The 25,509-nt window shown below is 66.0% G+C and carries 26 protein-coding genes; 19 read left to right on the top strand and 7 right to left on the bottom strand.

The annotated features are described in order from the left end of the window. Positions 1-15: 15 nt before the first annotated feature. The gene (locus tag EH231_RS25210) at positions 16-675 is read right to left on the bottom strand and encodes a maleylpyruvate isomerase family mycothiol-dependent enzyme (RefSeq protein WP_241177804.1); all 660 of its coding nucleotides are present in this window, start codon (positions 673-675) and stop codon (positions 16-18) included. 38 nt (positions 676-713) lie between these two features. On the opposite strand from EH231_RS25210, the gene EH231_RS25205 reads away from it, so the two are divergent. The 7 genes from EH231_RS25205 to EH231_RS25175 all read left to right on the top strand — a co-directional run bounded on the left by EH231_RS25205 (position 714) and on the right by EH231_RS25175 (position 8,039). Then, positions 714-1,466: a deoxyribonuclease IV gene (locus EH231_RS25205; protein WP_090424581.1), complete on the top strand. Its 753-nt coding sequence runs from the start codon at positions 714-716 to the stop codon at positions 1,464-1,466. 64 nt (positions 1,467-1,530) lie between these two features. Next, positions 1,531-2,661, top strand: coding sequence for a phosphatase PAP2 family protein (locus EH231_RS25200; RefSeq protein ID WP_090424582.1), 1,131 nt, complete (start codon positions 1,531-1,533; stop codon positions 2,659-2,661). A gap of 94 nt (positions 2,662-2,755) precedes the next feature. Further along, positions 2,756-3,919 carry a hypothetical protein gene (locus EH231_RS25195; protein ID WP_164481009.1) on the top strand — a complete coding sequence of 388 codons (1,164 nt, stop codon included), beginning with the start codon at positions 2,756-2,758 and terminating at the stop codon, positions 3,917-3,919. Between the two features lie 56 nt (positions 3,920-3,975). Next, positions 3,976-5,631, top strand: coding sequence for an acyl-CoA dehydrogenase family protein (locus EH231_RS25190; RefSeq protein WP_090424583.1), 1,656 nt, complete (start codon positions 3,976-3,978; stop codon positions 5,629-5,631). Further along, on the top strand, positions 5,628-6,542 hold the full coding sequence (locus tag EH231_RS25185) for a crotonase/enoyl-CoA hydratase family protein (RefSeq protein WP_090424584.1): 915 nt from the start codon (positions 5,628-5,630) through the stop codon (positions 6,540-6,542). Before EH231_RS25190 ends, EH231_RS25185 begins: the two co-directional genes overlap by 4 nt. A gap of 19 nt (positions 6,543-6,561) precedes the next feature. Next, positions 6,562-7,275, top strand: coding sequence for a PaaX family transcriptional regulator C-terminal domain-containing protein (locus tag EH231_RS25180; protein WP_124714369.1), 714 nt, complete (start codon positions 6,562-6,564; stop codon positions 7,273-7,275). Further along, positions 7,272-8,039, top strand: a complete 768-nt coding sequence (locus EH231_RS25175) for a crotonase/enoyl-CoA hydratase family protein (RefSeq protein WP_124713530.1) — start codon at positions 7,272-7,274, stop codon at positions 8,037-8,039. Before EH231_RS25180 ends, EH231_RS25175 begins: the two co-directional genes overlap by 4 nt. Here EH231_RS25175 and EH231_RS25170 read toward each other — a convergent pair. Further along, complete coding sequence (locus EH231_RS25170; RefSeq protein WP_090424587.1) at positions 8,036-8,452, bottom strand: DUF3060 domain-containing protein; 417 nt, start codon at positions 8,450-8,452, stop codon at positions 8,036-8,038. The genes EH231_RS25175 and EH231_RS25170 overlap by 4 nt on opposite strands. A gap of 31 nt (positions 8,453-8,483) precedes the next feature. Continuing rightward, entirely contained in the window at positions 8,484-8,873 is a 390-nt protein-coding gene (locus tag EH231_RS25165; protein ID WP_090424588.1) for a DUF3060 domain-containing protein, read from the bottom strand. Between the two features lie 131 nt (positions 8,874-9,004). Between EH231_RS25165 and EH231_RS25160 the strand changes: the two genes are divergently transcribed. From EH231_RS25160 to EH231_RS25105, 12 genes are all read left to right on the top strand, one after another. Then, positions 9,005-9,589, top strand: coding sequence for a DUF3558 domain-containing protein (locus tag EH231_RS25160; RefSeq protein ID WP_124713529.1), 585 nt, complete (start codon positions 9,005-9,007; stop codon positions 9,587-9,589). Positions 9,590-9,612: 23 nt separating this feature from the next. Continuing rightward, positions 9,613-10,119, top strand: a complete 507-nt coding sequence (locus EH231_RS25155) for a DUF3558 domain-containing protein (RefSeq protein ID WP_090424590.1) — start codon at positions 9,613-9,615, stop codon at positions 10,117-10,119. An 81-nt stretch (positions 10,120-10,200) separates the two neighbouring features. After that, positions 10,201-10,824 carry a TetR/AcrR family transcriptional regulator gene (locus EH231_RS25150; protein ID WP_090424591.1) on the top strand — a complete coding sequence of 208 codons (624 nt, stop codon included), beginning with the start codon at positions 10,201-10,203 and terminating at the stop codon, positions 10,822-10,824. A 270-nt stretch (positions 10,825-11,094) separates the two neighbouring features. Further along, positions 11,095-11,469: a 30S ribosomal protein S12 gene (gene rpsL / locus EH231_RS25145; RefSeq protein ID WP_003881867.1), complete on the top strand. Its 375-nt coding sequence runs from the start codon at positions 11,095-11,097 to the stop codon at positions 11,467-11,469. Then, the gene (gene rpsG / locus EH231_RS25140) at positions 11,469-11,939 is read left to right on the top strand and encodes a 30S ribosomal protein S7 (protein WP_003881868.1); all 471 of its coding nucleotides are present in this window, start codon (positions 11,469-11,471) and stop codon (positions 11,937-11,939) included. Before rpsL ends, rpsG begins: the two co-directional genes overlap by 1 nt. A gap of 138 nt (positions 11,940-12,077) precedes the next feature. Then, positions 12,078-14,129, top strand: coding sequence for an elongation factor G (gene fusA / locus EH231_RS25135; RefSeq protein ID WP_234927544.1), 2,052 nt, complete (start codon positions 12,078-12,080; stop codon positions 14,127-14,129). 88 nt (positions 14,130-14,217) lie between these two features. Beyond that, entirely contained in the window at positions 14,218-15,408 is a 1,191-nt protein-coding gene (tuf, locus tag EH231_RS25130; RefSeq protein ID WP_090424593.1) for an elongation factor Tu, read from the top strand. Between the two features lie 149 nt (positions 15,409-15,557). Next, positions 15,558-16,397 (top strand): cutinase family protein, encoded by an 840-nt coding sequence (locus tag EH231_RS25125; RefSeq protein WP_090424594.1) that lies wholly within the window; start codon positions 15,558-15,560, stop codon positions 16,395-16,397. Positions 16,398-16,453: 56 nt separating this feature from the next. Continuing rightward, positions 16,454-17,326, top strand: coding sequence for an SHOCT domain-containing protein (locus EH231_RS25120; protein WP_164481007.1), 873 nt, complete (start codon positions 16,454-16,456; stop codon positions 17,324-17,326). A 51-nt stretch (positions 17,327-17,377) separates the two neighbouring features. Continuing rightward, on the top strand, positions 17,378-18,832 hold the full coding sequence (locus EH231_RS25115) for a basic amino acid/polyamine antiporter (RefSeq protein ID WP_124713527.1): 1,455 nt from the start codon (positions 17,378-17,380) through the stop codon (positions 18,830-18,832). A gap of 25 nt (positions 18,833-18,857) precedes the next feature. Beyond that, the gene (locus tag EH231_RS25110) at positions 18,858-20,105 is read left to right on the top strand and encodes an arginine deiminase (RefSeq protein WP_090424879.1); all 1,248 of its coding nucleotides are present in this window, start codon (positions 18,858-18,860) and stop codon (positions 20,103-20,105) included. 65 nt (positions 20,106-20,170) lie between these two features. Then, positions 20,171-21,025 carry a mycofactocin-coupled SDR family oxidoreductase gene (locus EH231_RS25105; RefSeq protein ID WP_090424597.1) on the top strand — a complete coding sequence of 285 codons (855 nt, stop codon included), beginning with the start codon at positions 20,171-20,173 and terminating at the stop codon, positions 21,023-21,025. Between the two features lie 14 nt (positions 21,026-21,039). Here the strand turns inward: EH231_RS25105 and EH231_RS25100 are convergent, their stop codons facing one another. Genes EH231_RS25100 through ddaH form a run of 4 tightly spaced genes read right to left on the bottom strand, consistent with a single transcriptional unit; the run spans position 21,040 to position 25,474 of the window. After that, on the bottom strand, positions 21,040-21,921 hold the full coding sequence (locus tag EH231_RS25100) for a universal stress protein (protein WP_124713526.1): 882 nt from the start codon (positions 21,919-21,921) through the stop codon (positions 21,040-21,042). Then, positions 21,918-23,426, bottom strand: a complete 1,509-nt coding sequence (locus tag EH231_RS25095) for an amino acid permease (RefSeq protein ID WP_124713525.1) — start codon at positions 23,424-23,426, stop codon at positions 21,918-21,920. Before EH231_RS25095 ends, EH231_RS25100 begins: the two co-directional genes overlap by 4 nt. Before the next feature lie 27 nt (positions 23,427-23,453). Then, positions 23,454-24,704 carry an ornithine--oxo-acid transaminase gene (gene rocD, locus EH231_RS25090; RefSeq protein WP_124713524.1) on the bottom strand — a complete coding sequence of 417 codons (1,251 nt, stop codon included), beginning with the start codon at positions 24,702-24,704 and terminating at the stop codon, positions 23,454-23,456. Further along, on the bottom strand, positions 24,701-25,474 hold the full coding sequence (gene ddaH, locus EH231_RS25085; RefSeq protein ID WP_241178196.1) for a dimethylargininase: 774 nt from the start codon (positions 25,472-25,474) through the stop codon (positions 24,701-24,703). Before ddaH ends, rocD begins: the two co-directional genes overlap by 4 nt. Positions 25,475-25,509: the final 35 nt, after the last annotated feature.

The following is a 25,509-nucleotide window of genomic DNA, read 5'->3' as shown; positions in this document are numbered from 1 at the left end:
CTTTTTCGTTGGGCGTCAAGAAACTTGACGGACCGCGCGAAGCCCGGGCCCGCCGAGTTCGTCGAGCGCGATCTTCCTGCCCGACGCGGCCAGGAGCAACGCCAACATGGTTCCGCGCACCTCGGGTCCATCGCCGATCGACAGGTCGGCATCGGTCGCCGTAAACCGGACCTGCGTCAGCAGCTCCTTGGCGCCGCCGAACTTCGCCGACGTGGCGGCTTGCTGAAGCAGGGACCGGCGCACCGCCTCCTCGGGGTAGGAGCGCGTGAGACCGAGGGGCCGACGGATGTCCTCACCATGGACGACCTCCTCGACGAGGCGGGTGTCCAGCGGCGCCGGCGGGGTGGACGTTCTCGACGCCAGCTGACGAAGTCGCGCAAAGGTCTCTTGAGGAGATGCGCCGCGTGCGCGCCGCACTCCACGGGCGTTCTGCCGGTCGAAGTCCAACCGCGCCGCCACCATGTCGACCACGAAACCGATCCTGGTGGTCAGCGCGACATCGACCAGGTGGGCCATCACGTCGTGAACGGTCCATCCCGCGCACAGTGACGGCGTTTCCCATCGGTCGTCGCCGAGTTGTCCGAGGTCGGCGATCAGCGCCGCCCGCTCGGCATGCACCATCGGCCACACATCGTTGCCCATGCCGAGTAGACCCTCAGCGTCGACGGAACTCATCGTGATTCGTGTCGGCCCGCGCACCTAGACTTGGCGGCGTGCTCATCGGTTCGCATGTAGACAACACCGACCCATTGGCCGCAGCCGCCGCGGACGGCGCCGACGTCGTGCAGTTCTTCCTCGGCAACCCGCAGAGCTGGAAGAAGCCCAAGCCCCGTGAGGATGCTGAGCTGCTCAAGGCGTCGACGGTCCCGCTGTACGTGCATGCGCCGTACCTGATCAACGTCGCGTCGGCCAACAACCGCGTCCGGATTCCGTCCCGCAAGATCCTGCAGGACACGTGCGACGCCGCGGCCGAGATCGGCGCCACCGCGGTGATCGTGCACGGCGGCCACGCCGATGACAATGACATGGAGGCCGGGTTCGAGCGTTGGGTCAAGGCCCTGGACGCGCTGAACACCGATGTGCCGGTGTACCTGGAGAACACCGCGGGCGGTGATCACGCCATGGCGCGGCATTTCGACACCATCTCCAGGTTGTGGGATCGCATCGGGGACAAAGGAATTGGCTTCTGCCTCGACACGTGCCACGCGTGGGCGGCGGGGGAGGCGTTGATCGACGCCGTCGACCGGATAAAGGCCATCACCGGGCGCATCGACCTGGTGCACTGCAACGATTCACGCGATGCGGCCGGTTCCGGTGCCGACCGCCACGCGAATTTCGGTGCTGGGCAGATCGATCCGCAGTTGCTGGCCGCGGTGGTCAAGGCAGCCGATGCGCCGGTGATCTGTGAGACCGCAGAAGAGGGACGCAAGGACGACATCGCGTTTCTGCGCGAGCACGCCGGCTGACACGTTCGCGACCTGAACCGTTTTCAACGGCATCGTGAAGCAAAGGTGAACTAACGTCACCTCTGTGACCGCGGTTGATGACTCGGTAACGGAAGAAGCCCCAGCGGAATGGGGCACCACCAACCGTGCCCGTCGACTGCGAATTCTGCGGTACGTCGCGATCCTCGTGTGGGCGTCCGTGGTCGTCTACCGCACCGCCACCGACGGTTTCGCATTCAACCGCGAGCTGTTGCTGCTCTATATCGCCACCGGTTTGCTGGCCGCGAGCATCGGGCAGGGCCGGCGGATGCTCTACGTGATCCGGGACTGGCTGCCGTTCGCCGTGGTGCTGGCCGCCTACGATCTGAGCCGCGGCGCGGCCACCCTGGTCGGCCGTCCCACCATGTGGCACTGGCAGGTCGACGCGGATCGCTGGCTGTTCTTCGGCACGGTGCCCACGGTGTGGTTGCAGGAACGGTTGAAACTGCTGCACCCGCCGTGGTGGGAAGTCGTGATCAGCACGGTGTACATGTCGTTTTTCATCCTGCCCTACGTCGTCGCGGGTGTGTTGTGGCTGCGCGACCGTGAGGAGTGGAAGCGGTTCGTACGGTTGTTCGTCGGGCTGTCGTTCGCGGCCCTGATCATCTATGCGCTGCTGCCCGCGGCTCCGCCGTGGGCGGCGGCGCGGTGCAGTGCCGATGACGTCGACGGTGGCCCATCCGGGCCCGGATGCATGTTCCGATCGGCGCGCGAAGCCGTCGACGGAGGACTGCTCGGCGTCATGCAGGGCGGTCGCGACGGCGCTCACGAGTGGATCGAACGGATCGTCACCCGTGGCTGGGGCAAGCTGAATCTGCATACCGCAACGGCATTGATCGATCAGGGACAGGCCAGCGTAAACCTGGTCGCGGCGATACCGTCCCTGCATGCGGGGCTCACCGCCGCGGTCGCGGTGTTCTTGTGGAACCGGGTGAACCGAGGATGGCGGCCGGTGTTGGTGGCCTACCCGCTGATCATGGCCTTCACGCTGGTGTACACCGCCGAGCACTACGTGGTCGACATCCTGCTCGGCTGGGCCTTGGCGGGAGTGGTGCTGTTCGCGCTCAATCGCTACGAAGCGCGCCAGACGCGTGCCTGCGGGTCCGAACCTGCGGTCGCGGGCGTGGACCCGGTGCCGGACCCCGATCTGGAGGTCGCAGACCCTTCCCGCTCGTGAATCCGGCGTTTATCGAGTAGTCGACTACGCGTGCTGAATGCGATCGGTGGAATTTACGGTCATCACCATCACCGAACCAGGTGAGGAGGTAATCGTGATCATCACGAAGGCGCCGCCTGCCGCGCCGAACCCGCTGCCCCGCATCGATGCCGTCCGGCCCGTCGGGGGCCCGGTGTGGGTCGCCTGGCGCGAAAGCACCCTGACCCGGGCTTTCGAGCTGGAGACGTTGACGGACTTCTTGGCTCAGAACAGTTCGCGTGACTTCGATTCGGCGTTGTCGAAAGCGATCAAATGCCACCTCAGTGCGGCCAGGGACGCGGCGTCGGGCAAGAAGCCGGAACTCGGCATGCGAATCAGGCTGTCCCGCAACGGTCCGCTGCTCGAGCGCGCGATGAGCAACCTCGACGCCGCCGAGGCGCAGTTGCTCAACCTCGCACCGAGCGACTATCTGCTGGGGCAGGTGCCGTCACTTCTGCGGCACGTGCAGCGTCATCTGCGCTCGAGTGATCCTGGGCGGCAGGAGTTCGAACGGCTGGTGCGGAACATCAACAACGATCGCGGGTCGGCACTGGACAAGGTCGATGCCGCTCGCGATCAGATTGTGGCCACCGTGCGGGCGGCCAGTTCTGCGGCCCTGCGGGAGAACATCCGGCTGCGCAGTTTCCGCAATATCGTCGTGAGCACCACGGTGCTGCTGTCGATGCTGGTTGTCGTTCTCGGCGTGATCGGCTACCTCAAGCCGACGTTGATCCCGATGTGTTTCGCGCCGCAGGAAGCCTCCCAACTGACGATGGTGTGCCCGACCGACGAGTCTGTGCCCTTCACGCCCGTTCGCCCCGGCGCAGACAAGATGGACAGCCCTCGGGAATTCGGCGACGTGCTGACAGAGACCGTCAGGAAGACGGACGTGATCGTGATCGAGTTGGTCGGGCTGGTCGCCGCGGCGATCGCGGCTGCCGCCGCGATCAGCCATGTCCGCGGCTCGTCCGAGCGTTATGGCATACCTGTGGCGCTGGCAGCGCTGAAGCTGCCGACCGGAGCGCTGACGGCGTTCCTGGGACTGCTGCTGATGCGCGGCGGGTTTGTCCCCGGCCTGAATGCGCTGGATACCTCGGCCCAGATCCTGGCCTGGGGTCTGGTCTTCGGATACGCGCAGCAGCTGTTCACCAGGCTCATCGATCAGCAGGGGCAGTCCGTGCTGAATGCCGTCCGTGGGGCCGACAACGTACCGCCGCCGCGCAAGACCGTTGCCGCCTGAGCAGTCGAGGCATTACAACTATTGTGCGGTTGTCGAGAATTTGTAACACTGAGTGAATGGCTGCAGATTCTTCGCTCCTCGCGTCCGCGGGCACGCACGTCGTCACCAATCAGGTCCCCACGCTGGAGGACTACAACCCCGCCACCTCCCCGGTGCTCGCCGAGGCCCTCATCCGTGAAGGCGGAGAGTGGGGCGTTGACGAGGTGCACGAACTCGGCGCGATCAACGGAAGCGCCCAGGCCCAGCGATGGGGTGAACTGGCCGACCGCAACCGTCCGGTGCTGCACACCCATGACCGCTACGGGTTCCGGATCGACGAGGTCGAATACGACCCGGCCTACCACGAGCTGATGAATGTGGCCGTCACCCACGGTCTGCACGGCGCCCCGTGGGCCGACGACCGCGAGGGCTCCCACGTCGTGCGCGCGGCCAAGACCTCGGTGTGGACCGTCGAACCCGGGCACGTCTGCCCGATCTCGATGACCTACGCCGTCGTACCCGCGCTGCGGTTCAACCCCGAACTGGCCGCGATCTACGAGCCGCTGCTGACCAGCCGGGTGTACGACCCCGAACTGAAGCTCGCGACGACGAAGGCCGGTATCACGGCGGGCATGTCGATGACCGAGAAGCAGGGCGGCTCCGACGTTCGCGCCGGCACCACCGAAGCCACGCCCAACGGCGACGGCACCTACTCATTGCGCGGCCACAAGTGGTTCACCTCGGCGCCGATGTGCGACATCTTCCTGGTGCTCGCCCAGGCGCCGGGCGGTCTGAGCTGTTTCTTCCTGCCGCGCATCCTGCCCGACGGCAGCCGCAACCGGATGTTCCTGCAGCGGCTCAAGGACAAGCTGGGCAACCACGCCAATGCCTCGAGCGAGGTCGAGTACGACGGCGCCACCGCCTGGCTGGTGGGCGAGGAGGGCCGCGGCGTGCCGACCATCATCGAGATGGTCAACCTCACCCGGCTCGACTGCACGCTGGGCAGCGCCACGAGCATGCGCAACGGCCTGACCCGTGCCGTGCACCACGCCCAGCACCGAAAGGCGTTCGGCGCCTATCTGATCGATCAGCCGTTGATGCGCAACGTGCTCGCCGACCTGGCCGTGGAGGCCGAGGCGGCGACCATGCTGGCGATGCGGATGGCCGGTGCCACCGACAAGGCGGTCCGAGGTGACGAGCGCGAGGCGCTGCTGCGCCGTATCGGCCTGGCCGCCGGCAAGTACTGGGTCTGCAAGCGGGCCACCCCGCATGCCGCCGAGGCGATGGAATGCCTGGGTGGCAACGGCTACGTCGAGGACTCGGGCATGCCCCGGCTGTACCGGGAGGCCCCGCTGATGGGTATCTGGGAAGGCTCGGGCAACGTCAGCGCGCTGGACACCTTGCGTGCCATGGCAACCCGGCCGGAGAGCATCGAGGTGCTCTTCGACGAACTCTCCAAGACCGCCGGGCAGGACCCGCGGCTGGACCGCCACGTCACCACGCTGCAGAACGATCTGCAGGATCTGGAGACCATCACCTACCGGGGCCGCAAGGTCGCCGAGGACATTTCGCTGGCCCTGCAGGGCGCGCTGCTGGTGCGTCACGGACACCCGGCCGTGGCCGAGGCCTTCCTGGCCAGCAGGCTCGGCGGGCAGTGGGGCCAGGCCTTCGGCACCTTGCCGACCGGGCTGGATCTGGCGCCGATCCTTGAGCGTGCCCTGGTCAAGGGATGACAGTCGACACGCTGAAAACGATGACCTACGAGGTCACCGATCGGATAGCGCGAATCACCTTCAACCGCCCCGAAAAAGGCAATTCGATCGTCGCGGACACCCCGCTGGAACTGCAGGCCCTGGTCGAGCGGGCCGACCTGGACCCGAACGTGCACGTGATCCTGGTGTCCGGTCGAGGTGAGGGCTTCTGTGCCGGATTCGACCTGTCCGCTTACGCCGACGGGACCGGCGAGGCCGGGGGTGGCCGCTACGACGGGACCGTGCTGTCGGGGAAAACGCAGGCCGTCAACCATCTTCCGGACCAACCGTGGGATCCGATGGTCGACTATCAGATGATGAGCCGGTTCGTCCGCGGCTTCTCCAGCCTGATGCACGCCGACAAGCCGACCGTGGTCAAGATTCACGGCTACTGCGTGGCCGGTGGCACCGACATCGCGCTGCACGCCGACCAGGTGATCGCCGCGTCCGACGCGAAGATCGGCTACCCGCCCATGCGGGTGTGGGGCGTTCCGGCCGCCGGCCTGTGGGCGCACCGGTTGGGGGATCAACGCGCCAAACGTCTTCTGTTCACCGGGGATTGCATCACCGGCGCGCAGGCCGCCGAATGGGGCCTGGCCGTCGAGGCGCCCGAACCGGGAGACCTCGATGAGCGCACCGAGCGCCTCGTCGGACGCATCGCCGCCATGCCCGTCAATCAGCTCATCATGGCCAAGCTGGCCTGCAACTCCGCGCTGTTGCAGCAGGGGGTGGCGACCAGCCGGATGGTGAGCACGGTGTTCGACGGCATCGCCCGGCATACTCCCGAAGGGCATGCCTTCGTGGCCGACGCAGTTGAACACGGCTTCCGCGAAGCGGTGCGCCATCGCGACGAGCCGATGGGCGACCACGGGCGCAGGTCTTCCGAGGTCTGACGTGCCCGCGCTCACTCGGATGACGGCCCGGTCGGTGGTGCTGAGCGTGCTGCTCGGTGCCCACCCGGCCTGGGCGCGTGCCGCCGAACTGGTCAGGTTGACAGCCGATTTCGACATCAAGGAACCAACCCTCCGGGTGGCGTTGACCCGCATGGTCGGCGCCGGTGACCTGATCCGTTCGGAGGACGGCTACCGGCTGTCGGACCGTCTGCTGAACCGTCAGCGGCGCCAGGACGACGCGATCGACCCGAAACTGCGGGACTACGACGGACAGTGGCAGACACTGGTCATCACCAGTGTCGGCACCGACGCCCGCACCCGCGCTGCGCTGCGGAATACCCTGCAGCAGTACCGGTTCGGCGAACTGCGCGAGGGTGTGTGGATGCGCCCGGACAATCTGGACCAGGTGTTGCCCCGGGAGATCACCGGCCGGGTGCGGCTGCTGCACGCCCGGGACGAGGATCCGGCCGGCCTGGCCGCCACGCTGTGGGATCTGCCCGGCTGGCGGCGCACGGGCGAGCAACTACTGGAGGAGATGGCCGCCGCGACCGACGTTCCGGGCCGGTTCGTCGCGGCCGCGGGCATCGTGCGCCACCTGCTGGCGGACCCGGTGCTGCCGGACGAGTTACTGTCGGGTGAGTGGCCGGGTGCCGAACTGCGTAAGGCGTACAACGACTTTGCTGCCGAACTCGTCGTGAGGCGCGACCGTACTGAACTGATGGAGGCGACGTGACCGAAGCTGTCCGGGTCGAACGCAACGGACCGGTGACCACGGTCATCATCGACCGGCCGCATGCCCGCAACGCGGTCGACGGCCCCACTGCCGCGGCGCTGTACGCGGCGTTCGAGCAATTCGACGCTGACGAGGATGCCGCCGTCGCGGTATTGACCGGCGCCGGTGGAACATTCTGTGCCGGTGCGGATCTCAAAGCATTCGGCACGCCGGAGATGAACCGGCTCGACCCCGCCGGGCCCGGTCCCATGGGGCCGAGCCGCATGGTGTTGTCCAAGCCTGTGATCGCTGCGATCGGCGGCCATGCGGTGGCCGGCGGGTTGGAACTGGCGTTGTGGTGTGACCTGCGCGTCGTCGAGGAGGATGCCGTGCTGGGGGTGTTCTGCCGCCGCTGGGGAGTGCCGCTGATCGACGGCGGCACCGTGCGGCTGCCGCGGCTGATCGGGCAGAGCCGCGCCATGGACCTGATCCTGACCGGACGCGCCGTCGACGCGGCCGAAGCCCACGCGATCGGCCTGGCCAACCGGGTGGTGCCCACAGGGCAAGCCCGCGCGGCGGCAGAGGAACTGGCCGGCGAACTGTCCCGGCTGCCTCAGCAGTGCCTGCGGGCCGACCGCATGTCAGCACTGCACCAGTGGGGCGAATCCGAGCAGGCGGCAATGGAATTCGAATTCGCCAGCATCGCCCGCGTCGCGGAAGAGGCCGCGCATGGCGCCGGTCGGTTCGCCGGGGGAGCGGGCCGGCACGGCGCCAGCGCCGATTAGCCCTTGTTGACCTTGTTGTTGCTGCCGGTGTTGGTGACCTTCGGGTCGCCCGCCGCGTAGGTGACGGTGTTGTTCAGCCCGATAATGGTCAGTCCCTTGTCGATCCGCTCGAAGGTGATCTTGTTGTCGGATCCGCCGATGTTCACGTTGGCGCACGTGCCCTTGACCGTCAGCGTGTTGTTGGTGCCACCGACAGTGAGCGACTTGCCGTCGGCGCAGTCGATGTCGGTCGTGGTGCCGACCGACATGTAGTTGATGGTGTTGCCGACCTCGACGTTGACCCCGGACTGTCCCGCGGTGGCACTCGGGGTGGTGGTGTCCGAGCTTTCGGAACCACAGGCCGCGAGGGTGAGCGCCGCTGCCGCGGCGCCGATCCCGAGAATCAACTGGGTGTGGGGGAAACGGGTGAACACGGTAAGTCTCTGCTTTCTGCCTCGGGCTTGATCAGGCGGGGACGCGACTGATCTGGTTGGTCATCCCCAGTTCGCGGCCGCGGTCGACGAGTATCGGATCGCCGTTCTTGAAGAACACGGTCTGGTCGTAGCCGTACACGGTGACGTCGTTGATGACGTTGTCGGCGACCACGACGTTGGACGACCCCTGCACGGCGACCGCCCAGCAGGTGCCCAACGCGGTGATCCGGATATCGGTTCCGTTGACGAACAGTGTGGCGTTGTTGCAGTCAATGGTTTGTTCGATGCCCTGGCCGGTGACGGTGGTGTCACCGTTCTTGGCTGCGGCGCCGGGCGCACCGACGGTGAGCGCCAGCGGCAACGCGAGCGTGCCGGCCGCCAGCCCGACAATCGTCCTCCGGCTCACAGCTGTCCAATTCACGGTGAATCCCCTTCCGATCCGCTGCGAGAAGAGTACGTGGCGCACTTCTCGTCGCGGCAAGTGTTGACGAGTTTGTCGGGCGTTCGCCGACGGGTCGCGTGCTGTCTCGGTGCTGGGTACCGTGTTCAGCAATGCGTCGGTGTGTTGTTCAGGCTGCTGCCGTGGCGGTCACAGCCGTGGTGACCGTCGCGGGGTGTTCGCACACCATCGACGGGGCTGCCCAGCGCGCGTCGGCCGGTACCGCCGACCCCGACCGCAGTTTCGGATACGTCGACGACCGGTGCGGGCTGCTCGTCGACAGCACGATCCAGGAGATCCTGGCCGCCGACAACGTGGTGCGCCCGTACAGCGGTGCGGTCTGCCAGTACGTGCTGTCGCGCAAGACCCAGCCCGGTGCCGAGCCGAATGCGGGCTCGCCCGCGATGCTCGACGTGATCTTCTCCTGGTTCGAGAAGGGCTCGCTGGAGCGCGAGCGGGCGGTGGCCCGCAGCCGGGATGCGCAGATCACCGACGTCGTGGTCGAGCGGCACCAGGCGTTCGTGGCGCGCCGCGACGTGACGGGCGCGGCCTGCTGGGCGACCGCGTCGGCCGGGTCGGGCGTGATCAGTTGGTGGGTGCAGTTCCGCGGTGCGGGTGCTGCCGGACAAGCCGCCAAGGGCGATCCGTGCCAGGACGCGAAGAAGCTGCTGTCGGCCACGCTTCAATCGGAACTCTGACCGTGGCGCACCGCTACCTCGCAATGAGGTGTCTGACCGGCGTCGCCGCCGCGGCGCTGCTGACGGCGTGTGGATCGACGGACGCCCCGCCGGCTCCGGAGTCGGCTCCCGCCGGCGGCGGTTTTCACGGCGCGGACTGCAACGGTGTCACCGACGCCGACATCGCCGATGCCGTCGGCTCCTCGATGTTCACCAAGGCCGTGGTCAGCGATACCGGGTGTTTCTGGCAGGAGAACTCGGTCCTGGGCACCTTCGGTGCCGGGATGGGCATCTCCACCTGGTGGTACCGGGGGAGTGACATGGACACCGAGCGGACCCTGGAGACCCGGGCCGGACGCACCCTCACCGAACTGTCCATCGACGGCAATCAGGGATTCCGCGCCGCGGACGCGAATGTGTGCAGTATCTATGTGGCCAAGGGTGAGGATGTGATCACCTGGTCGATTCAGACCATGAACCCGGCCACGCTGCCGGATCTGTGTCAGGTCACCGAGAAACTCGCCCGGCTCAGTCAGGGCCGGATGAACTGATCTGCGCTGTCAGAGGGGCTACAGTTTCACGGCGACCCCAACGGGGGACGTCAATCACTTCGATTCGAAGGCAGTGCGTAAATGTCAGCTCGGCCGGAGCCACAGGTGGCCAGCGCCCGACGTTCCCAGTCGCGGCCGGCTCGGACCACCAAGCTCAGCCGTGACGCCATCGTCAACGCCGCGCTGACGTTCCTGGACCGCGAGGGCTGGGATGCCCTGACGATCAATGCTCTGGCCGGCCAGCTCGGTACCAAGGGCCCGTCGCTCTACAACCATGTGCAGAGCCTTGACGACCTGCGTCGCACGGTCCGGATGCGGGTGATCGACGACATCATCGAGATGCTCAACACCGTGGGTTCCGGCCGCACCCGTGACGATGCGGTGGCTGTGATGGCCAGCGCCTACCGCAGCTACGCCCATCACCATCCCGGTCGCTACTCGGCGTTCACCCGGATGCCTTTCGGCGGAGACGATCCCGAGTACTCGGCAGCCACCAGGGCGGCGGCCGGTCCGGTCATCGAAGTGCTGACTTCCTATGGGTTGGAAGGCGAGGATGCCTTCTATGCCGCACTGCAGTTCTGGTCGGCTCTGCACGGCTTCGTCCTGCTCGAAATGACGGGTGTGATGGACGACATCGACACCGATGCGGTGTTCACCGATATGCTGCGACGACTGGCCGCAGGTATGGGGCAACGAGAGTCGTAGCGTCTGACCTGGGATTAGGTTCTCGTTAGCGGGTTTGGTTCGGCGCGGCCAGCCCTGGTATCGTGGTAGATCGTGCCTGGCCGGAAGGCGCATGCGGCTGAGTGTTTCGCAAGCGTGCCCGCACGCCGGGCCAATTTGCATGTCTAACACGCATCGGAATTCCACCGGTGTAAGAACGTGCGACACGCCCGGACGCGGGGTACGCGGCCGGGGGATAACTGCAGTACAGAGACTTAGAACAGCAAAGAGCAACACAGAGAAAGCCGGTACATGCCAACCATCAACCAGCTGGTCCGCAAGGGTCGCCGCGACAAGGTCGCCAAGGTGAAGACGGCGGCTCTCAAGGGCAGCCCGCAGCGCCGCGGCGTGTGCACCCGCGTGTACACCACCACCCCGAAGAAGCCGAACTCGGCGCTTCGCAAGGTTGCCCGCGTGAAGCTGACCAGTGGCGTTGAGGTCACCGCCTACATCCCCGGTGAGGGTCACAACCTGCAGGAGCACTCGATGGTGCTGGTGCGCGGCGGTCGTGTGAAGGACCTCCCCGGTGTCCGTTACAAGATCATCCGCGGGTCGCTCGACACCCAGGGTGTCAAGAACCGCAAGCAGGCCCGTAGCCGCTACGGCGCCAAGAAGGAGAAGAGCTGATGCCGCGCAAGGGTCCCGCGCCGAAGCGTCCGTTGGTCAACGATCCGGTCTACGGGTCGCAGCTGGTCACCCAGCTGGTCAACAAGGTTCTGCTGGACGGCAAGAAGTCACTGGCCGAGCGCATTGTCTACGGTGCGCTGGAGCAGGCTCGCGACAAGACCGGCACCGATCCGGTCGTCACCCTCAAGCGTGCGCTCGACAACGTCAAGCCCGCCCTCGAGGTGCGTAGCCGCCGCGTCGGTGGTGCCACCTACCAGGTTCCGGTCGAGGTTCGCCCCGATCGCTCCACCACCCTGGCTCTGCGCTGGCTGGTCAGCTTCTCCAAGGCTCGTCGTGAGAAGACCATGATCGAGCGCCTCGCCAACGAGATCCTGGACGCCAGCAACGGCCTGGGTGCCGCTGTGAAGCGTCGTGAGGACACTCACAAGATGGCTGAAGCGAACCGGGCTTTCGCGCACTACCGCTGGTGATACCCGCGCCCGGCATCCAGCGTCGGGTGCCGGTAAGCGCGCAATCGAACACCTAATCAAGCAAGCGAAAGAGTTGGGAAGACTTCCGTGGCACAGGACGTGCTGACAGACCTGAACAAGGTCCGCAACATCGGCATCATGGCGCACATCGACGCCGGCAAGACGACGACGACAGAGCGCATCCTCTATTACACCGGCGTCAACTACAAGATCGGTGAGACGCACGACGGTGCCTCCACCACCGACTGGATGGAGCAGGAGCAGGAGCGTGGTATCACCATCACCTCCGCAGCCGTCACCTGCTTCTGGAACAACAACCAGATCAACATCATCGACACCCCCGGGCACGTCGACTTCACCGTCGAGGTGGAGCGCAGCCTGCGTGTGCTCGATGGTGCCGTTGCCGTCTTCGACGGCAAAGAGGGTGTTGAGCCCCAGTCCGAGCAGGTGTGGCGTCAGGCCGACAAGTACGACGTGCCGCGGATCTGCTTCGTCAACAAGATGGACAAGCTCGGTGCGGACTTCTACTTCACCGTGCAGACCATCAAGGACCGCCTCGGCGCCAAGCCGCTGGTGATCCAGTTGCCGATCGGTGCCGAGAACGACTTCGAGGGCATCATCGACCTGGTCGAGATGAACGCCAAGGTGTGGCGTGGCGAGACCAAGCTCGGTGAGAGCTACGAGACCGTCGAGATCCCCGCGGATCTGGCCGACAAGGCCGCCGAGTACCGCAGCGAGCTGATGGACACCGTCGCCGAAACCGACGAGGCGCTTCTGGAGAAGTACCTCGGCGGCGAAGAGCTCACGATCGATGAGATCAAGGGCGCGATCCGCAAGCTGACCGTGAACAGCGAGCTGTACCCGGTGCTGTGCGGCAGTGCGTTCAAGAACAAGGGTGTGCAGCCGATGCTGGACGCCGTGATCGACTACCTCCCCTCGCCGCTGGATGTCGAGTCCGTCAAGGGCCACGTTCCCGGCAAGGAGGACGAAGAGGTTCTGCGCAAGCCGTCGGTCGACGAGCCGTTCGCCGCGCTGGCTTTCAAGATCGCCGTGCACCCCTTCTTCGGCAAGCTCACCTACGTCCGCGTGTACTCGGGCAAGGTCGAGTCCGGCGCCCAGGTCGTCAACGCGACCAAGGGCAAGAAGGAGCGTCTGGGCAAGCTGTTCCAGATGCACGCGAACAAGGAGAACCCGGTCGAGTCGGCTTCCGCCGGTCACATCTACGCCGTGATCGGTCTGAAGGACACCACCACTGGTGACACCCTGTGCGATCCGAACCAGCAGGTCGTGCTCGAGTCGATGACCTTCCCCGATCCGGTGATCGAGGTGGCCATCGAGCCCAAGACCAAGAGTGACCAGGAGAAGCTGGGCACCGCGATCCAGAAGCTCGCCGAAGAGGACCCGACCTTCAAGGTGCACCTGGACCAGGAGACCGGCCAGACCGTCATCGGCGGTATGGGCGAGCTGCACCTGGACATCCTGGTGGACCGCATGCGTCGCGAGTTCAAGGTTGAGGCCAACGTCGGTAAGCCCCAGGTGGCGTACCGCGAGACCATCCGCCGCAAGGTGGAGAAGGTCGAGTTCACCCACAAGAAGCAGACGGGTGGCTCCGGCCAGTTCGCGAAGGTGCTCATCGACCTCGAGCCGTTCAGCGGCGAGGACGGTGCCACCTACGAGTTCGAGAACAAGGTCACCGGTGGCCGCATCCCGCGCGAGTACATCCCGTCGGTGGATGCCGGTGCGCAGGACGCCATGCAGTACGGCGTGTTGGCCGGCTACCCGCTGGTGAACGTGAAGGTGACGCTGCTCGACGGCGCCTACCACGAGGTCGACTCCTCGGAAATGGCGTTCAAGGTGGCGGGTTCGCAGGTGCTGAAGAAGGCCGCGCAGGCGGCTCAGCCGGTCATCCTGGAGCCCATCATGGCTGTCGAGGTCATCACACCCGAGGACTACATGGGTGAAGTGATCGGCGACTTGAACTCCCGCCGTGGTCAGATCCAGGCCATGGAGGAGCGCAGCGGTGCGCGTGTCGTCAAGGCGCAGGTGCCGCTGTCGGAGATGTTCGGCTACGTCGGCGACCTTCGGTCGAAGACCCAGGGCCGGGCGAACTACTCCATGGTGTTCGACTCGTACGCCGAAGTTCCGGCGAACGTGTCGAAGGAGATCATCGCGAAGGCGACGGGTCAGTAAGCTCGTCGCGGCAACTGTCGCGGCTCACAACTGAACACATCAACATTGCTTTAAGTAAAAGCACCAACAAGTCCAGGAGGACACCACAGTGGCGAAGGCGAAGTTCGAGCGGACGAAGCCGCACGTCAACATCGGGACCATCGGTCACGTTGACCACGGCAAGACGACGCTTACTGCAGCAATCACCAAGGTTCTGCACGACAAGTACCCCGAGTTGAACGAGTCGCGCGCATTCGACCAGATCGACAATGCGCCGGAAGAGCGTCAGCGCGGCATCACGATCAACATCTCCCATGTGGAGTACCAGACCGAGAAGCGGCACTACGCCCACGTGGACGCCCCCGGTCACGCCGACTACATCAAGAACATGATCACCGGTGCCGCCCAGATGGACGGCGCGATCCTGGTGGTCGCCGCGACCGACGGCCCGATGCCGCAGACCCGCGAGCACGTTCTGCTGGCCCGCCAGGTGGGTGTGCCCTACATCCTGGTGGCCCTGAACAAGTCGGATGCCGTGGACGACGAGGAGCTCATCGAGCTCGTCGAGATGGAGGTCCGCGAACTGCTGGCCGCCCAGGACTTCGACGAGGACGCCCCGGTCATCCGGGTCTCCGCGCTGAAGGCGCTGGAGGGCGACCCGAAGTGGGTCAAGTCGGTTGAGGACCTGATGGACGCGGTCGACGAGTCGATCCCGGATCCGGTTCGCGAGACCGACAAGCCGTTCCTGATGCCCGTTGAGGACGTCTTCACCATCACCGGTCGTGGCACCGTGGTGACCGGTCGTGTCGAGCGTGGCGTGATCAACGTCAACGAAGAGGTCGAGATCGTCGGCATCCGCCCGACCACGACCAAGACCACCGTCACCGGTGTGGAAATGTTCCGCAAGCTGCTCGACCAGGGCCAGGCCGGCGACAACGTCGGTCTGCTGGTTCGTGGCATCAAGCGCGAGGACGTCGAGCGTGGCCAGGTTGTGGTCAAGCCCGGCACCACCACCCCGCACACCGAGTTCGAGGGCAGCGTCTACATCCTGTCCAAGGACGAGGGCGGCCGCCACACGCCGTTCTTCAACAACTACCGCCCGCAGTTCTACTTCCGTACCACGGACGTGACCGGCGTGGTTACCCTCCCCGAGGGCACCGAGATGGTGATGCCCGGTGACAACACCGACATCTCCGTCAAGCTGATCCAGCCCGTCGCCATGGACGAGGGCCTGCGCTTCGCGATCCGCGAGGGCGGCCGTACCGTCGGCGCCGGCCGGGTCACCAAGATCGTCAAGTGACGATCTGACCTAGCACGCGAAAGCGGCGCTCACCTCCGGGTGAGCGCCGTTTTTGTTTTCCGGCGTGTTCTTGCTGGGTCTGCTGTAACGCCTGTGGTAGCTGAGACGATCTTTATTGCATAGGTGAGCTACACGGGTTGGGGACAAACATGGTGCGACGGATATGGGCGCTGGCTTCAGCGGCCGTGCTTGCCGGCACGGCGGTCGGATTTGCGGCGGGATCGGCGCAGGCCAGTCCCGGCTGCCCCGACGTGCATTGGATCGGTGTCGCCGGTTCGGGTGAGCGGGACGATCCGAGCGTCGACGCCGGAATGGGCCGCGTGGTCTACAACTCCCTGAGCGACCTGTCCAGGTGGGTGCAGCAGGACGGCCGAACCATGACCGCCGAGGCCGTGGTCTACCCCGCGGCGCCGGTACCGGCCGACGGGGACCTGCTGGGCTGGGGCGGCTTCATGAGCAGTGTCGACGCCGGGGTGGCGGCGCTGGCGAACCAGTACGCGGCCTTCACCCAGCAGTGCCCGGCCAGCGAGGTCGTCCTGGCCGGCTACTCGCAGGGCGCGATGGTGGTCCACCGCAACCTGGCCGCGTTGTCGACGAGCCCCAATCTGGCCGCCGCGCTGTTGGTCGCCGACGGCGACCGGTTGCCCGCCGACCCCACAGTCAACCTGGGCACCGCGACCGCGTTGCCGGGAACCGGTAAGGGCGTCGCGCAGGACTGGCCGATCCTGGCCCACGCTCCGGCCCCGCTGCCGGTATCGGTCGGCAGTCGCACGATCAGCGTGTGCGATCGCGGCGATGCGGTCTGCGACTACGACGAGGACGCCGATGAGGTGACCGCCACCGCGATCGCTGTGCACACCAGTTACGCCCGATCGGCCGCTGGGGGATACCGGTGGACGTGGCCGTTGTACCGGATGCTCGGCCCGTCACCGATGCAGCAGCAGGTGGTGCCGACGGGTGGCTCGGCGGATGGAGTCGTTCACTCCTGATTTGAGTGGTCTCGGGCGTTAATCTGATGGCGCCCAACCGACGACAGGAGCCTGCGGTGTCCACATTCTGGCGGTACGTGCGCATTCAGTCCTTCGTGCTGTTGTGTGGCATCGTCGGTCCGATCTTCCTGACCATCTACTTCGTCAGCGGCGGTGATCCGATGATGAAGTGGATGTTCTGGGTAGGGCTGTTGATCACCGCGATCGATGTCCTGATCGCACTGGGGCTCACCGCGGCCGGGACGAAGTCGGCGGCGCAGAACGAGAAGCTCGAACAGGTCGGGGTGCTGGCCCTGGCCCAGGTCGCCGGCATTCACGAGACCAACACCCGCATCAATGAGCAGCCGCTGGTGAAGCTGGATCTGCAGATCTCGGGGCCCGGAATCGCGCCGTTCGCGAGTCAGGACCGTGTGCTCGCCTCGGTGTCGCGGCTGCCGATGATCACCAACCGCAAGTTGGTCGCCCTGGTGGACCCGACCACCAACGAATACCGGATCGATTGGGAGAGAAGCAGTCTGGTCAGCGGTCTGATGCCTGCGACGTTCACCATCGCCGAGGACAACAAGACCTACGACCTCACCGGTCAGTCCGGCCCGCTGATGGAGATCCTGCAGATCCTCAAGGCACACGGCATCGGCATCAACAACATGATCGACCTGCGGGCCAATCCCGCCGTCCGCGAACAGGTCCAGGCGGTGGTGCGGCGCGCGGCGACATACTCTTCGCGCGAGCGCTCATCGGCCGCGCAGCAGGCGCCGACCACGTCGGTGGCCGCATCGGATCCAGGCGCGCCTTCGGCGCCTTTCCTCGCACCGCCCGCGCCGTCGACCGCGCAACGCCTTCAGGAACTGGAAACGCTGCGTGCGACGGGCGCCATCAGCGAAGACGAGTACACGGCGAAGCGACAGCAGATCATCGCCGATCTCTGACCGGATTCACGATCGTCCAGGCTCCGTCCAGCAGACAGCGAAAGACGAGACATGACAGCGACTGAACCGAAGACCGGTGGGGTGAGCGAGAAGGTCAGCCTGCCGACCTTGACCGCGATGGTGGTCGGATCGATGGTCGGCTCGGGGGTGTTTCTGCTGCCCCGGCGGTTCGGCGCGGAGTCCGGGGTGCTGGGCGCGATCATCGCCTGGGCCATCGCCGGTACGGGAATGCTGATGCTGGCGTTCGTATTCCAGCGGTTGGCTACCCGCAAGCCCGAACTGGACGCCGGAATCTTCGCGTACGCCAAGGCCGGGTTCGGCGACTACGTCGGCTTCAACTCGGCGTTCGGATTCTGGGCATCGGCGTGTGCGGGCAACGCGTCGTACTGGGTGCTCATCATGGCCACCACCAGTGCGTTGTTCCCGCAACTGGGCGATGGCAGCACCGTGCTGGCGGTGTTGGTCTCGTCGGTGGGGGTGTGGCTGTTCTGCTACCTGATCCTGCGCGGCGTCAAGGAAGCGGCGGTGATCAATCGGATTGCGACGGTTGCCAAGGTCGTTCCGATCCTGGTGTTCATCGTGATCGCACTCGTCGCGTTCAAGGCCGGGGTGTTCGCCGACAACTTCTGGGGCGGTTGGAAGGCGGAGGGCGGTCCGTCGGCCTCGGTGTTCGAACAGGCCAAGGGCACGATGCTCATCACGGTGTTCGTGTTCATGGGCATCGAGGGAGCCAGCGTGTATTCGCGGTACGCGAAGAAGCGCGAGGACGTCGGCCGGGCGACGGTCATCGGATTTCTGTCCGTACTCGCGGTTTTCGCCTTGGTCACCTTGGTGTCCTACGGCGTCTTGCCGCAGTCTGAACTCGCCGCCGTCAACCAGCCGTCAATGGCCTCGGTGCTCGAATCCATTGTCGGTCCATGGGGTTCGGTGTTCATCCGGGTAGGTGTCGTGCTCTCGGTGTTGGGGGCGTATCTGGCCTGGACGCTGATGGCTGCCGAGATTCTCTACATCCCGGCCAAATCCGCGGACATGCCACGCTTCCTGGCACGGACCAACAACCACGGTGCGCCCGTGACGGCACTGGTGATGGCCGGCGGCCTGGTGCAGCTGCTGCTCATCCTGCTGCTGTTCACCTCCGAGGCACTGGATTTCATGTTGGACCTCACCGCGGCTCTCGCTCTGATTCCCTACTTCTTGGCGGCCGGCTACGCGCTGAAACTGGTCGTGACCCGCGAGACGTACGAGGACCGCAAATCCCTGCTCGCCGACGGTGTGGTGGCGGGGCTGGCCACGTTCTACACGCTGTTCCTGGTGTACGCGGCCGGGTTCGATCACCTTCTGTTGTCCTGCATCCTGTACGCGGCCGGTGCCGTTCTGTATGTGATGGCCCGCCGTGAGCGCAGCCTAAGGGTGTTCTCGCCGCCGGAGGCGGTGCTGTTCGTGGTCATCCTGCTCGGCGCGGTGGCCGGAATAGCGGGTCTGGTCACCGGTCAGATTCAGATTTAGTGCCACACATCGTGAAAGGAAGATGATGCCGAATCCGTCTGCCACGTATGGCGTGCACTCCGAGGTCGGGCAGCTGCGCAAGGTGTTGGTGTGCTCGCCGGGGCTGGCCCATGAACGGCTCACCCCGACCAACTGCGACGACCTGTTGTTCGACGATGTGCTGTGGGTGCAGAACGCGCGCCGCGACCACTTCGACTTCATGGACAAGATGCGCGATCGGGGGGTCGAGGTCGTCGAACTCCACAACCTGCTGACCGAGACGATCGAGATCCCCGAGGCAAAGGCGTGGCTGCTTGACCGCAAGATCGTGGCCAACGAGGTGGGCGTCGGGCTGGTCGACGACACCCGTGGGTTCCTTGACTCGCTTCCGGAGCGCCGGCTCACCGAATTCCTCATAGGTGGGCTGTCCACCCGGGATCTGCCCGCCGAGGTCCGCTCCGGATACCTGGCCCTGGCCCGCGAGGACACCGGCGTCAACGAATATCTGATGCCGCCGCTGCCCAACACGCTCTACACCCGCGACACCACCTGCTGGATCTACGGCGGACTGACGCTCAACCCGTTGTTCTGGCCGGCTCGGCACGACGAAACCTTGTTGATGAAGGCGATCTACCAGTTCCATCCCGACTACGTGGGTTCGACGGTGTGGTGGGGCGACCCGGAGAAGTCCTGGGGCCAAGCCACTCTCGAGGGCGGTGATGTGCTGATTCCGGGCAAGGGCGTGGTGCTGATCGGCATGAGTGAACGCTCCTCGCGGCAGGCGATCACCCAGGTCGCCGCCGAACTCTTCGCCGGCGGTGCGGCCGAGAAGGTGATCGTCGCCGGCATGCCCAAGCTGCGTTCGGCGATGCACCTGGACACGGTGTTCACCTTCGCTGACCGCGATGTGGTGACCATCTACCCGGAGATCGTCAACGGCATCGTCGCGTTCACCCTGCTGCCCAGCGATACCGAGCCGGGTGTCGAGGTGGTGCCGGAATCCAAACCGTTCATCGACGTGGTGGCGGCCGCGCTGGGCCTGCCGAAGCTCCGGGTCGTCGAGACCGGCGGCACCGCCTACGACTCGGAACGTCAGCAGTGGGACAGCGGAAACAACCTGGTGGCTGTCGAACCGGGGGTGGTGTTCGCCTACGACCGCAACACCCACACCAACTCTCTGCTGCGCAAGGCGGGCGTAGAGGTGATCACGATCGTCGGTGCTGAGCTGGGTCGCGGCCGAGGTGGCGGGCATTGCATGACCTGCCCGATCATCCGGGATCCCATTGAGTGGTAGGAGTCCAGGAACACGTTCTACTTCTGCTGTTAGCCTGTGGCCAGACTCACTGAAAGGACCCTGGCATGGCTGCAGGTAACGCAACACTGGAAGGCCGGGTGGCATTCGTCACCGGCGCTGCACGCGGCCAGGGGCGCGCGCACGCGGTGCGGTTGGCCAACGAGGGTGCCGACATCATCGCGATCGATGTCTGCCGGCCCGTCGACGACTCGATCACCTACCCGGCCGCGACATCGGAGGATCTGGCAGAGACGGTCTCGGCCGTGGAGGCCGCGGGCCGCAAGGTGCTCGCGCGCGAGGTCGACATCCGCGATCTGGCCGCCCAGCAGCAGGTGGTGGCCGATGGCGTCGAGCAGTTCGGCCGGCTCGACATCGTGGTCGCCAATGCCGGGGTGCTCAGCTGGGGACGGCTGTTCGAGATGTCGCCCGAGCAGTTCGACACCATCATCGATGTCAACCTGAACGGCACCTGGCGGACCATCCGGGCCGCGGTGCCCGCCATGATCGAGGCCGGCAACGGCGGCTCGATCATCATCGTCAGCTCCTCGGCCGGGCTCAAGGCCACGCCGGGCAACGGCCACTACTCTGCCTCGAAGCACGGGCTGGTCGCGTTGACCAACGCTCTGGCACTTGAGGTGGGGGAGTTCGGAATTCGGGTCAACTCGATCCATCCGTACTCGATCGACACTCCGATGATCGAACCGGAGGCAATGGCCGAGGTCTTTTCCAAGTACCCGAGCTACCTGCACAGTTTCGCGCCGATGCCCTATCACAAGGTGACGGACGGCAAGAACGAGGGACTCGCGGCGTTCATGGCGCCAGAGGAGGTCGCCGACGTGGTGGCATTCCTGGCCGGTGACAACTCGGCAACCCTGTCGGGCAGCCAGATCGCCGTCGACCGGGGTGTGCTCAAGTACTGACGGTTCCGGAGCGGTCAGCCCGGGAGGACGAGAACCGGAACCGGGCTGTGCCGCAGGATCTTCGATCCATGCGAGCCCAGGAAAACCCGGGCGACCGCGCCGCCTGGTGAGGTTCCGATCGCCAGGATCTCACCCTCGAGCCAGTCGATGGCATCGAGTGCGTCACTCCAGTCGTTGCCGGTGACGACCTGCAGTTCGACGTCGTCGCCGATGACCTTTTCGTCCTTCAACCGGGTCAGTGCCTGCTGGGCCTGTTTCGTCCATTCCTGCAGGATCGCGTCCTCGGCGTGCAGCCCGACGGTCGGCGGGTACATGTTGCGTCCCCGGACCGCGAAGGTGACCACGCGCAGCGGTGTATCCAGTCTTCGGCTCAGGTCGGTCACCTGCCGCACCACCGCCACCGCTTCGGGAGAGCCCGGGTAGGCGCAGGTGATGCGTGCCAGCGCACCGGATTTCGGCCTGCGGTAGCCGCGCGGGCTGATCGCCAACGGGACCGGGCAGGAGTGCAGCAGCCGATCCGCGGTCGAGCCCGCCACCACCTGGCCCAATTGGCCGTCTGATGCCGAGCCGAGAACGAGGACCTCCGCGCCGAGTTCGTGAACGGCTTCGAGCAGTCCGCCGGATACCGAGCGGTGCGCGAACTTGTGGAAGCTGACGTCGAGGCGATCGTCGAGTGCGGACACGTGCTGCCGTGCCTGTTCGGCCGAGGATGCTGCCAACTGTGCTGCGTACTCGGCATATTCGGCGTCGACGCGCGCCGGTGACGGGTTCAGCCATGGACGCGGGACGACGGTGGCCACCGCCAGCGAGGTGTTCAGGGTGCGGGCCGCACCGACCGCGAGGTGCAGTGCCGATGCCCCGCCCTTTCCGGCCAGATACCCGACGACGACGGTCATCGGGTCTCCTCGGCGCCGGGGGTGGTCATCACGTCGTCCTCACCGGCCGCCGCACCGGGGATGTATCCGTCGCCGCCGTCGTTGAGAGCACTGTGATGCCGGCTCCACAGCAGGTAGAACGCGAGGACGAGCGCGACCCAGATGCTGAACCACAGCCAGGTGATGCGCGGAAGGCCGTACAGCACGAACAGGCAGGCCAACACGGACAGGACCGGCGTCACCGGGTAGCCGGGAACCTTGAAGGAACGCGGCAGGTCCGGCTCCCGCACCCGCAGGAGGATCACGCCGATGGACACCACGATGAACGCCACCAGCGTGCCGATCGAGACCAGATCCCACAGATAGTCCAGCGGCACGAACCCGGCCAGGGTGCCGGTCACCGCCGCGACGACGATGGTGTTGTTCACCGGAGTCATGGTGCGCGGGTTCACCTTTGCGAACATCGGCGGCAGCAGGCCGTCGCGGCCCATGGCGAACAGGATGCGGGTCTGGCCGTACATCACCACCAGGGTCACCGAGAAGATCGAGATCACCGCGCCGAAAGCGAGGATGCTGCTGGCCCACGTCTGCCCGTGCAGGATGTTGGTGAGCATCACCGACAGTCCGGCTTCGGACTGCTCGTCGGAACCGAATTCGTCGGCGGATTGGGTGCCCAGGCCGGCGAACGCGACCAGGATGTAGATGCTGGTGACGACCACCAGGGCCCCGAGGATCGCCCGCGGCATGGTCTTCTGCGGGTTCTTCACCTCGTCGCCGGCGGTGGACACGGCGTCCAGGCCGATGAATGTGAAGAAGATGGTGCTGGCGGCGGCGGTGATCCCGGCGAATCCCTTTTCCCAGAACCCGGCGAAATGGTCGGTGGTGAATGCGGTGAACGCGATGGCCACGAACATGCCGAGCACGGCGAGCTTGAGGATCACCATGACGGTGTTGACCGCCGCGGACTCGCTGGCGCCGCGGATCAGCAGCAGGGCGCACATGATGATCAGGACCGTTGCGGGCAGGTTGATCAGGCCGGGGTTGTCGCCCCACGGTGCCGCGGACAGTGCGTGCGGCAACCGCCAACCGAACCAGTTGTCCAGCAGCTGATTGAGGTAGCCGCTCCAGCCGATCGCGGTCGCAGACATGGACACGCCGTACTCCAGCAGCAGGCAGGCCGCGACGCCCATCGCGATGAATTCGCCCATCGTGGTGTAGGCGTAGGAGTAGGTGGAGCCCGAAACCGGTACGGCCGCCGCCATTTCGGCATAGCAGATCGCCGACAACCCGGCGGCGATGCCGGCCACCACGAACGACACCAGCACTGCGGGACCGGCTTTGGGCACGGCCTGCTGCAGCACGATGAAGATGCCGGTGCCGACCGTCGCGCCGACGCCGAACAGCGTCAGCTGGAACGTGCCGATACTTCGTCGGAGGTGGTCGGAGGCGCCGTGCGCGACCGGAGCACCGAGAACGGGCCTTCGTCGCAACATCTGGCCGGTCAAGCTGTTGGCTGGGGCGGACATGGTGCCTCCTTGGTGCCGATCAACCGATTATCGGTGCGCCTCGGTCAGGGTGTCAGCGAATTGGTCAACGGCCCAGTCGAGCTCGTCGGCGGTCACCACCAGGGGCGGGGCGAACCGCAGGGTCGAGCCGTGGGTGTCCTTGACCAGCACACCGCGATCGGCCAACGCGAGGCCGAGCTGCTTGCCGGTGCCCAGATCCGGGTCGATGTCCACCCCCGCCCACAGGCCCATGCCTCGCACGGCGGTCACCCCGTGCCCGATCAACCCGGTGAGCCGGTCGTGCAGATGCTCCCCGAGTTGGGTTGAACGGAGCTGGAATTCGCCACGGCGCAGCATGCCGACGACCGTGGTGCCGATGGCCGTGGCCAGCGGGTTGCCGCCGAAGGTGGAGCCGTGCTCGCCGGGGTGCAGCACGCCGAGTACGTCGCGGTCGGCCACCACCGCGGACAGCGGTACCACGCCACCGCCCAGAGCCTTGCCGAGCAGGTACACGTCGGGAACCACATCCCAGTGTTCGCAGGCGAAGGTGCGTCCGGTGCGGGCCAGGCCGGACTGGATCTCGTCGGCGATCATCAGCACGTTGTTGCGGGTACAGATCTCGCGGACCCGGGGCAGGAAGTCCGCGGGCGGGACGATGATGCCCGCCTCTCCCTGGATCGGCTCGATCAGCACCGCGGCGGTGTTCGCGTCGATCGCGTCGGCGAGCGCCCGGTGGTCGCCGAACGGCACCGAGCGGAACCCGGGTGTGTAGGGGCCGAAGCCCCGGCGCGCGGACTCGTCATCGGAGAAACTGATGATCGTGGTGGTGCGACCATGGAAGTTGTTCTGCGCCACGACGATATTCGTTTCTCCGGCGGGCACGCCCTTGACGTCGGCTCCCCATTTGCGGGCCACCTTGATGCCGCTCTCGACAGCCTCGGCGCCGCTGTTCATCGGAAGCACCATGTCTTTGCCGCACAATTCGGCCAATGCCTGCGCGAACGGACCGAGCCGGTCGGAGTGGAAGGCGCGGCTCACCAGGGTCAGCCGGTCCAGTTGGGCGTGCGCGGCGGCGATGATCTCGGGATTGCGGTGGCCGAAGTTGACGGCCGAATAGGCGGCGAGGCAATCGAGGTAGCGCCGGCCGGTCACATCGGTGATCCACGCCCCCTCTGCGGTTTCCGCGACGACCGGCAGCGGTGAGTAGTTGTGGGCGACATAGCGATCGTCGAGTGCGATCGCCGATTCGGTCGCGGAATCCGGGGTGGCCTGATTGTCCACACTGTCCAGCATGGTCATGGATGCCGCTCCAGGGTGCAGCATTTGACGGATCCGCCGCCTTTGAGGAGTTCGGACAGATCGACACCGATCGGCTCGAATCCGGCCCGGCGCAGTTGGCCCGCGAATCCGGTGGCGGCCGCGGGCATGACGACGTGGCGGCCGTCGGACACCACGTTCAGACCGAGGACGTAGGCGTCGGCCGAGCCCACTTCGATGGCGTCGCCGAACAGTTCGCCGATTCGCCGGCGGGCGTTGTCGCTGAAGGCCGGGGGATAGTAGGCGATCGTCGAGTCGTCGAGCACGGCCAGTGCGGTATCGAGGTGATAGAAGCGGGGGTCGACGAGTTCCAGGCTGGTCACGTCCAGACCGGTGATGGCCGCGATCTCGTCGTGGGCGCGCCGGTCGGTGCGAAAACCGTATCCGGCCAACAGGTTCGACCCGACGAGCAGCAGGTCGCCCTGGCCTTCGTTGACGTGGTCGGTGCGGGCCGTCCGATATCCGGCCGCCGCCATCCATTCGGCGTAGGCATCGGCCTCGCCGGCCCGTTGCGGGTAGGCGAAGCGGGCCACCACTGCGGTGTCCCCGACCAGGAAACCTCCGTTGGCGGCGTAGACCATGTCGGGCAGGCCGTCGAGCGGTGTCACCAGCTCGACGGTGTGGCCGAGCTCGGCGTACACCCGGCGCAGCGTGTCCCACTGGTCCAGTGCGAGCGCGGTGTCCACGGGCGTGGAGGTGTCCATCCACGGGTTGATGGCGTATTCGACGGTGAAGTACTCGGGAGCGGTCATGGCGTAGTGGCGGTTCGTCGCGGTCCGTGTGGGCG

It is taken from the genome of Mycolicibacterium nivoides (genome assembly GCF_003855255.1).
GTDB lineage: Bacteria > Actinomycetota > Actinomycetes > Mycobacteriales > Mycobacteriaceae > Mycobacterium > Mycobacterium nivoides.
This window is presented reverse-complemented; position numbering and strand designations above follow the sequence as displayed.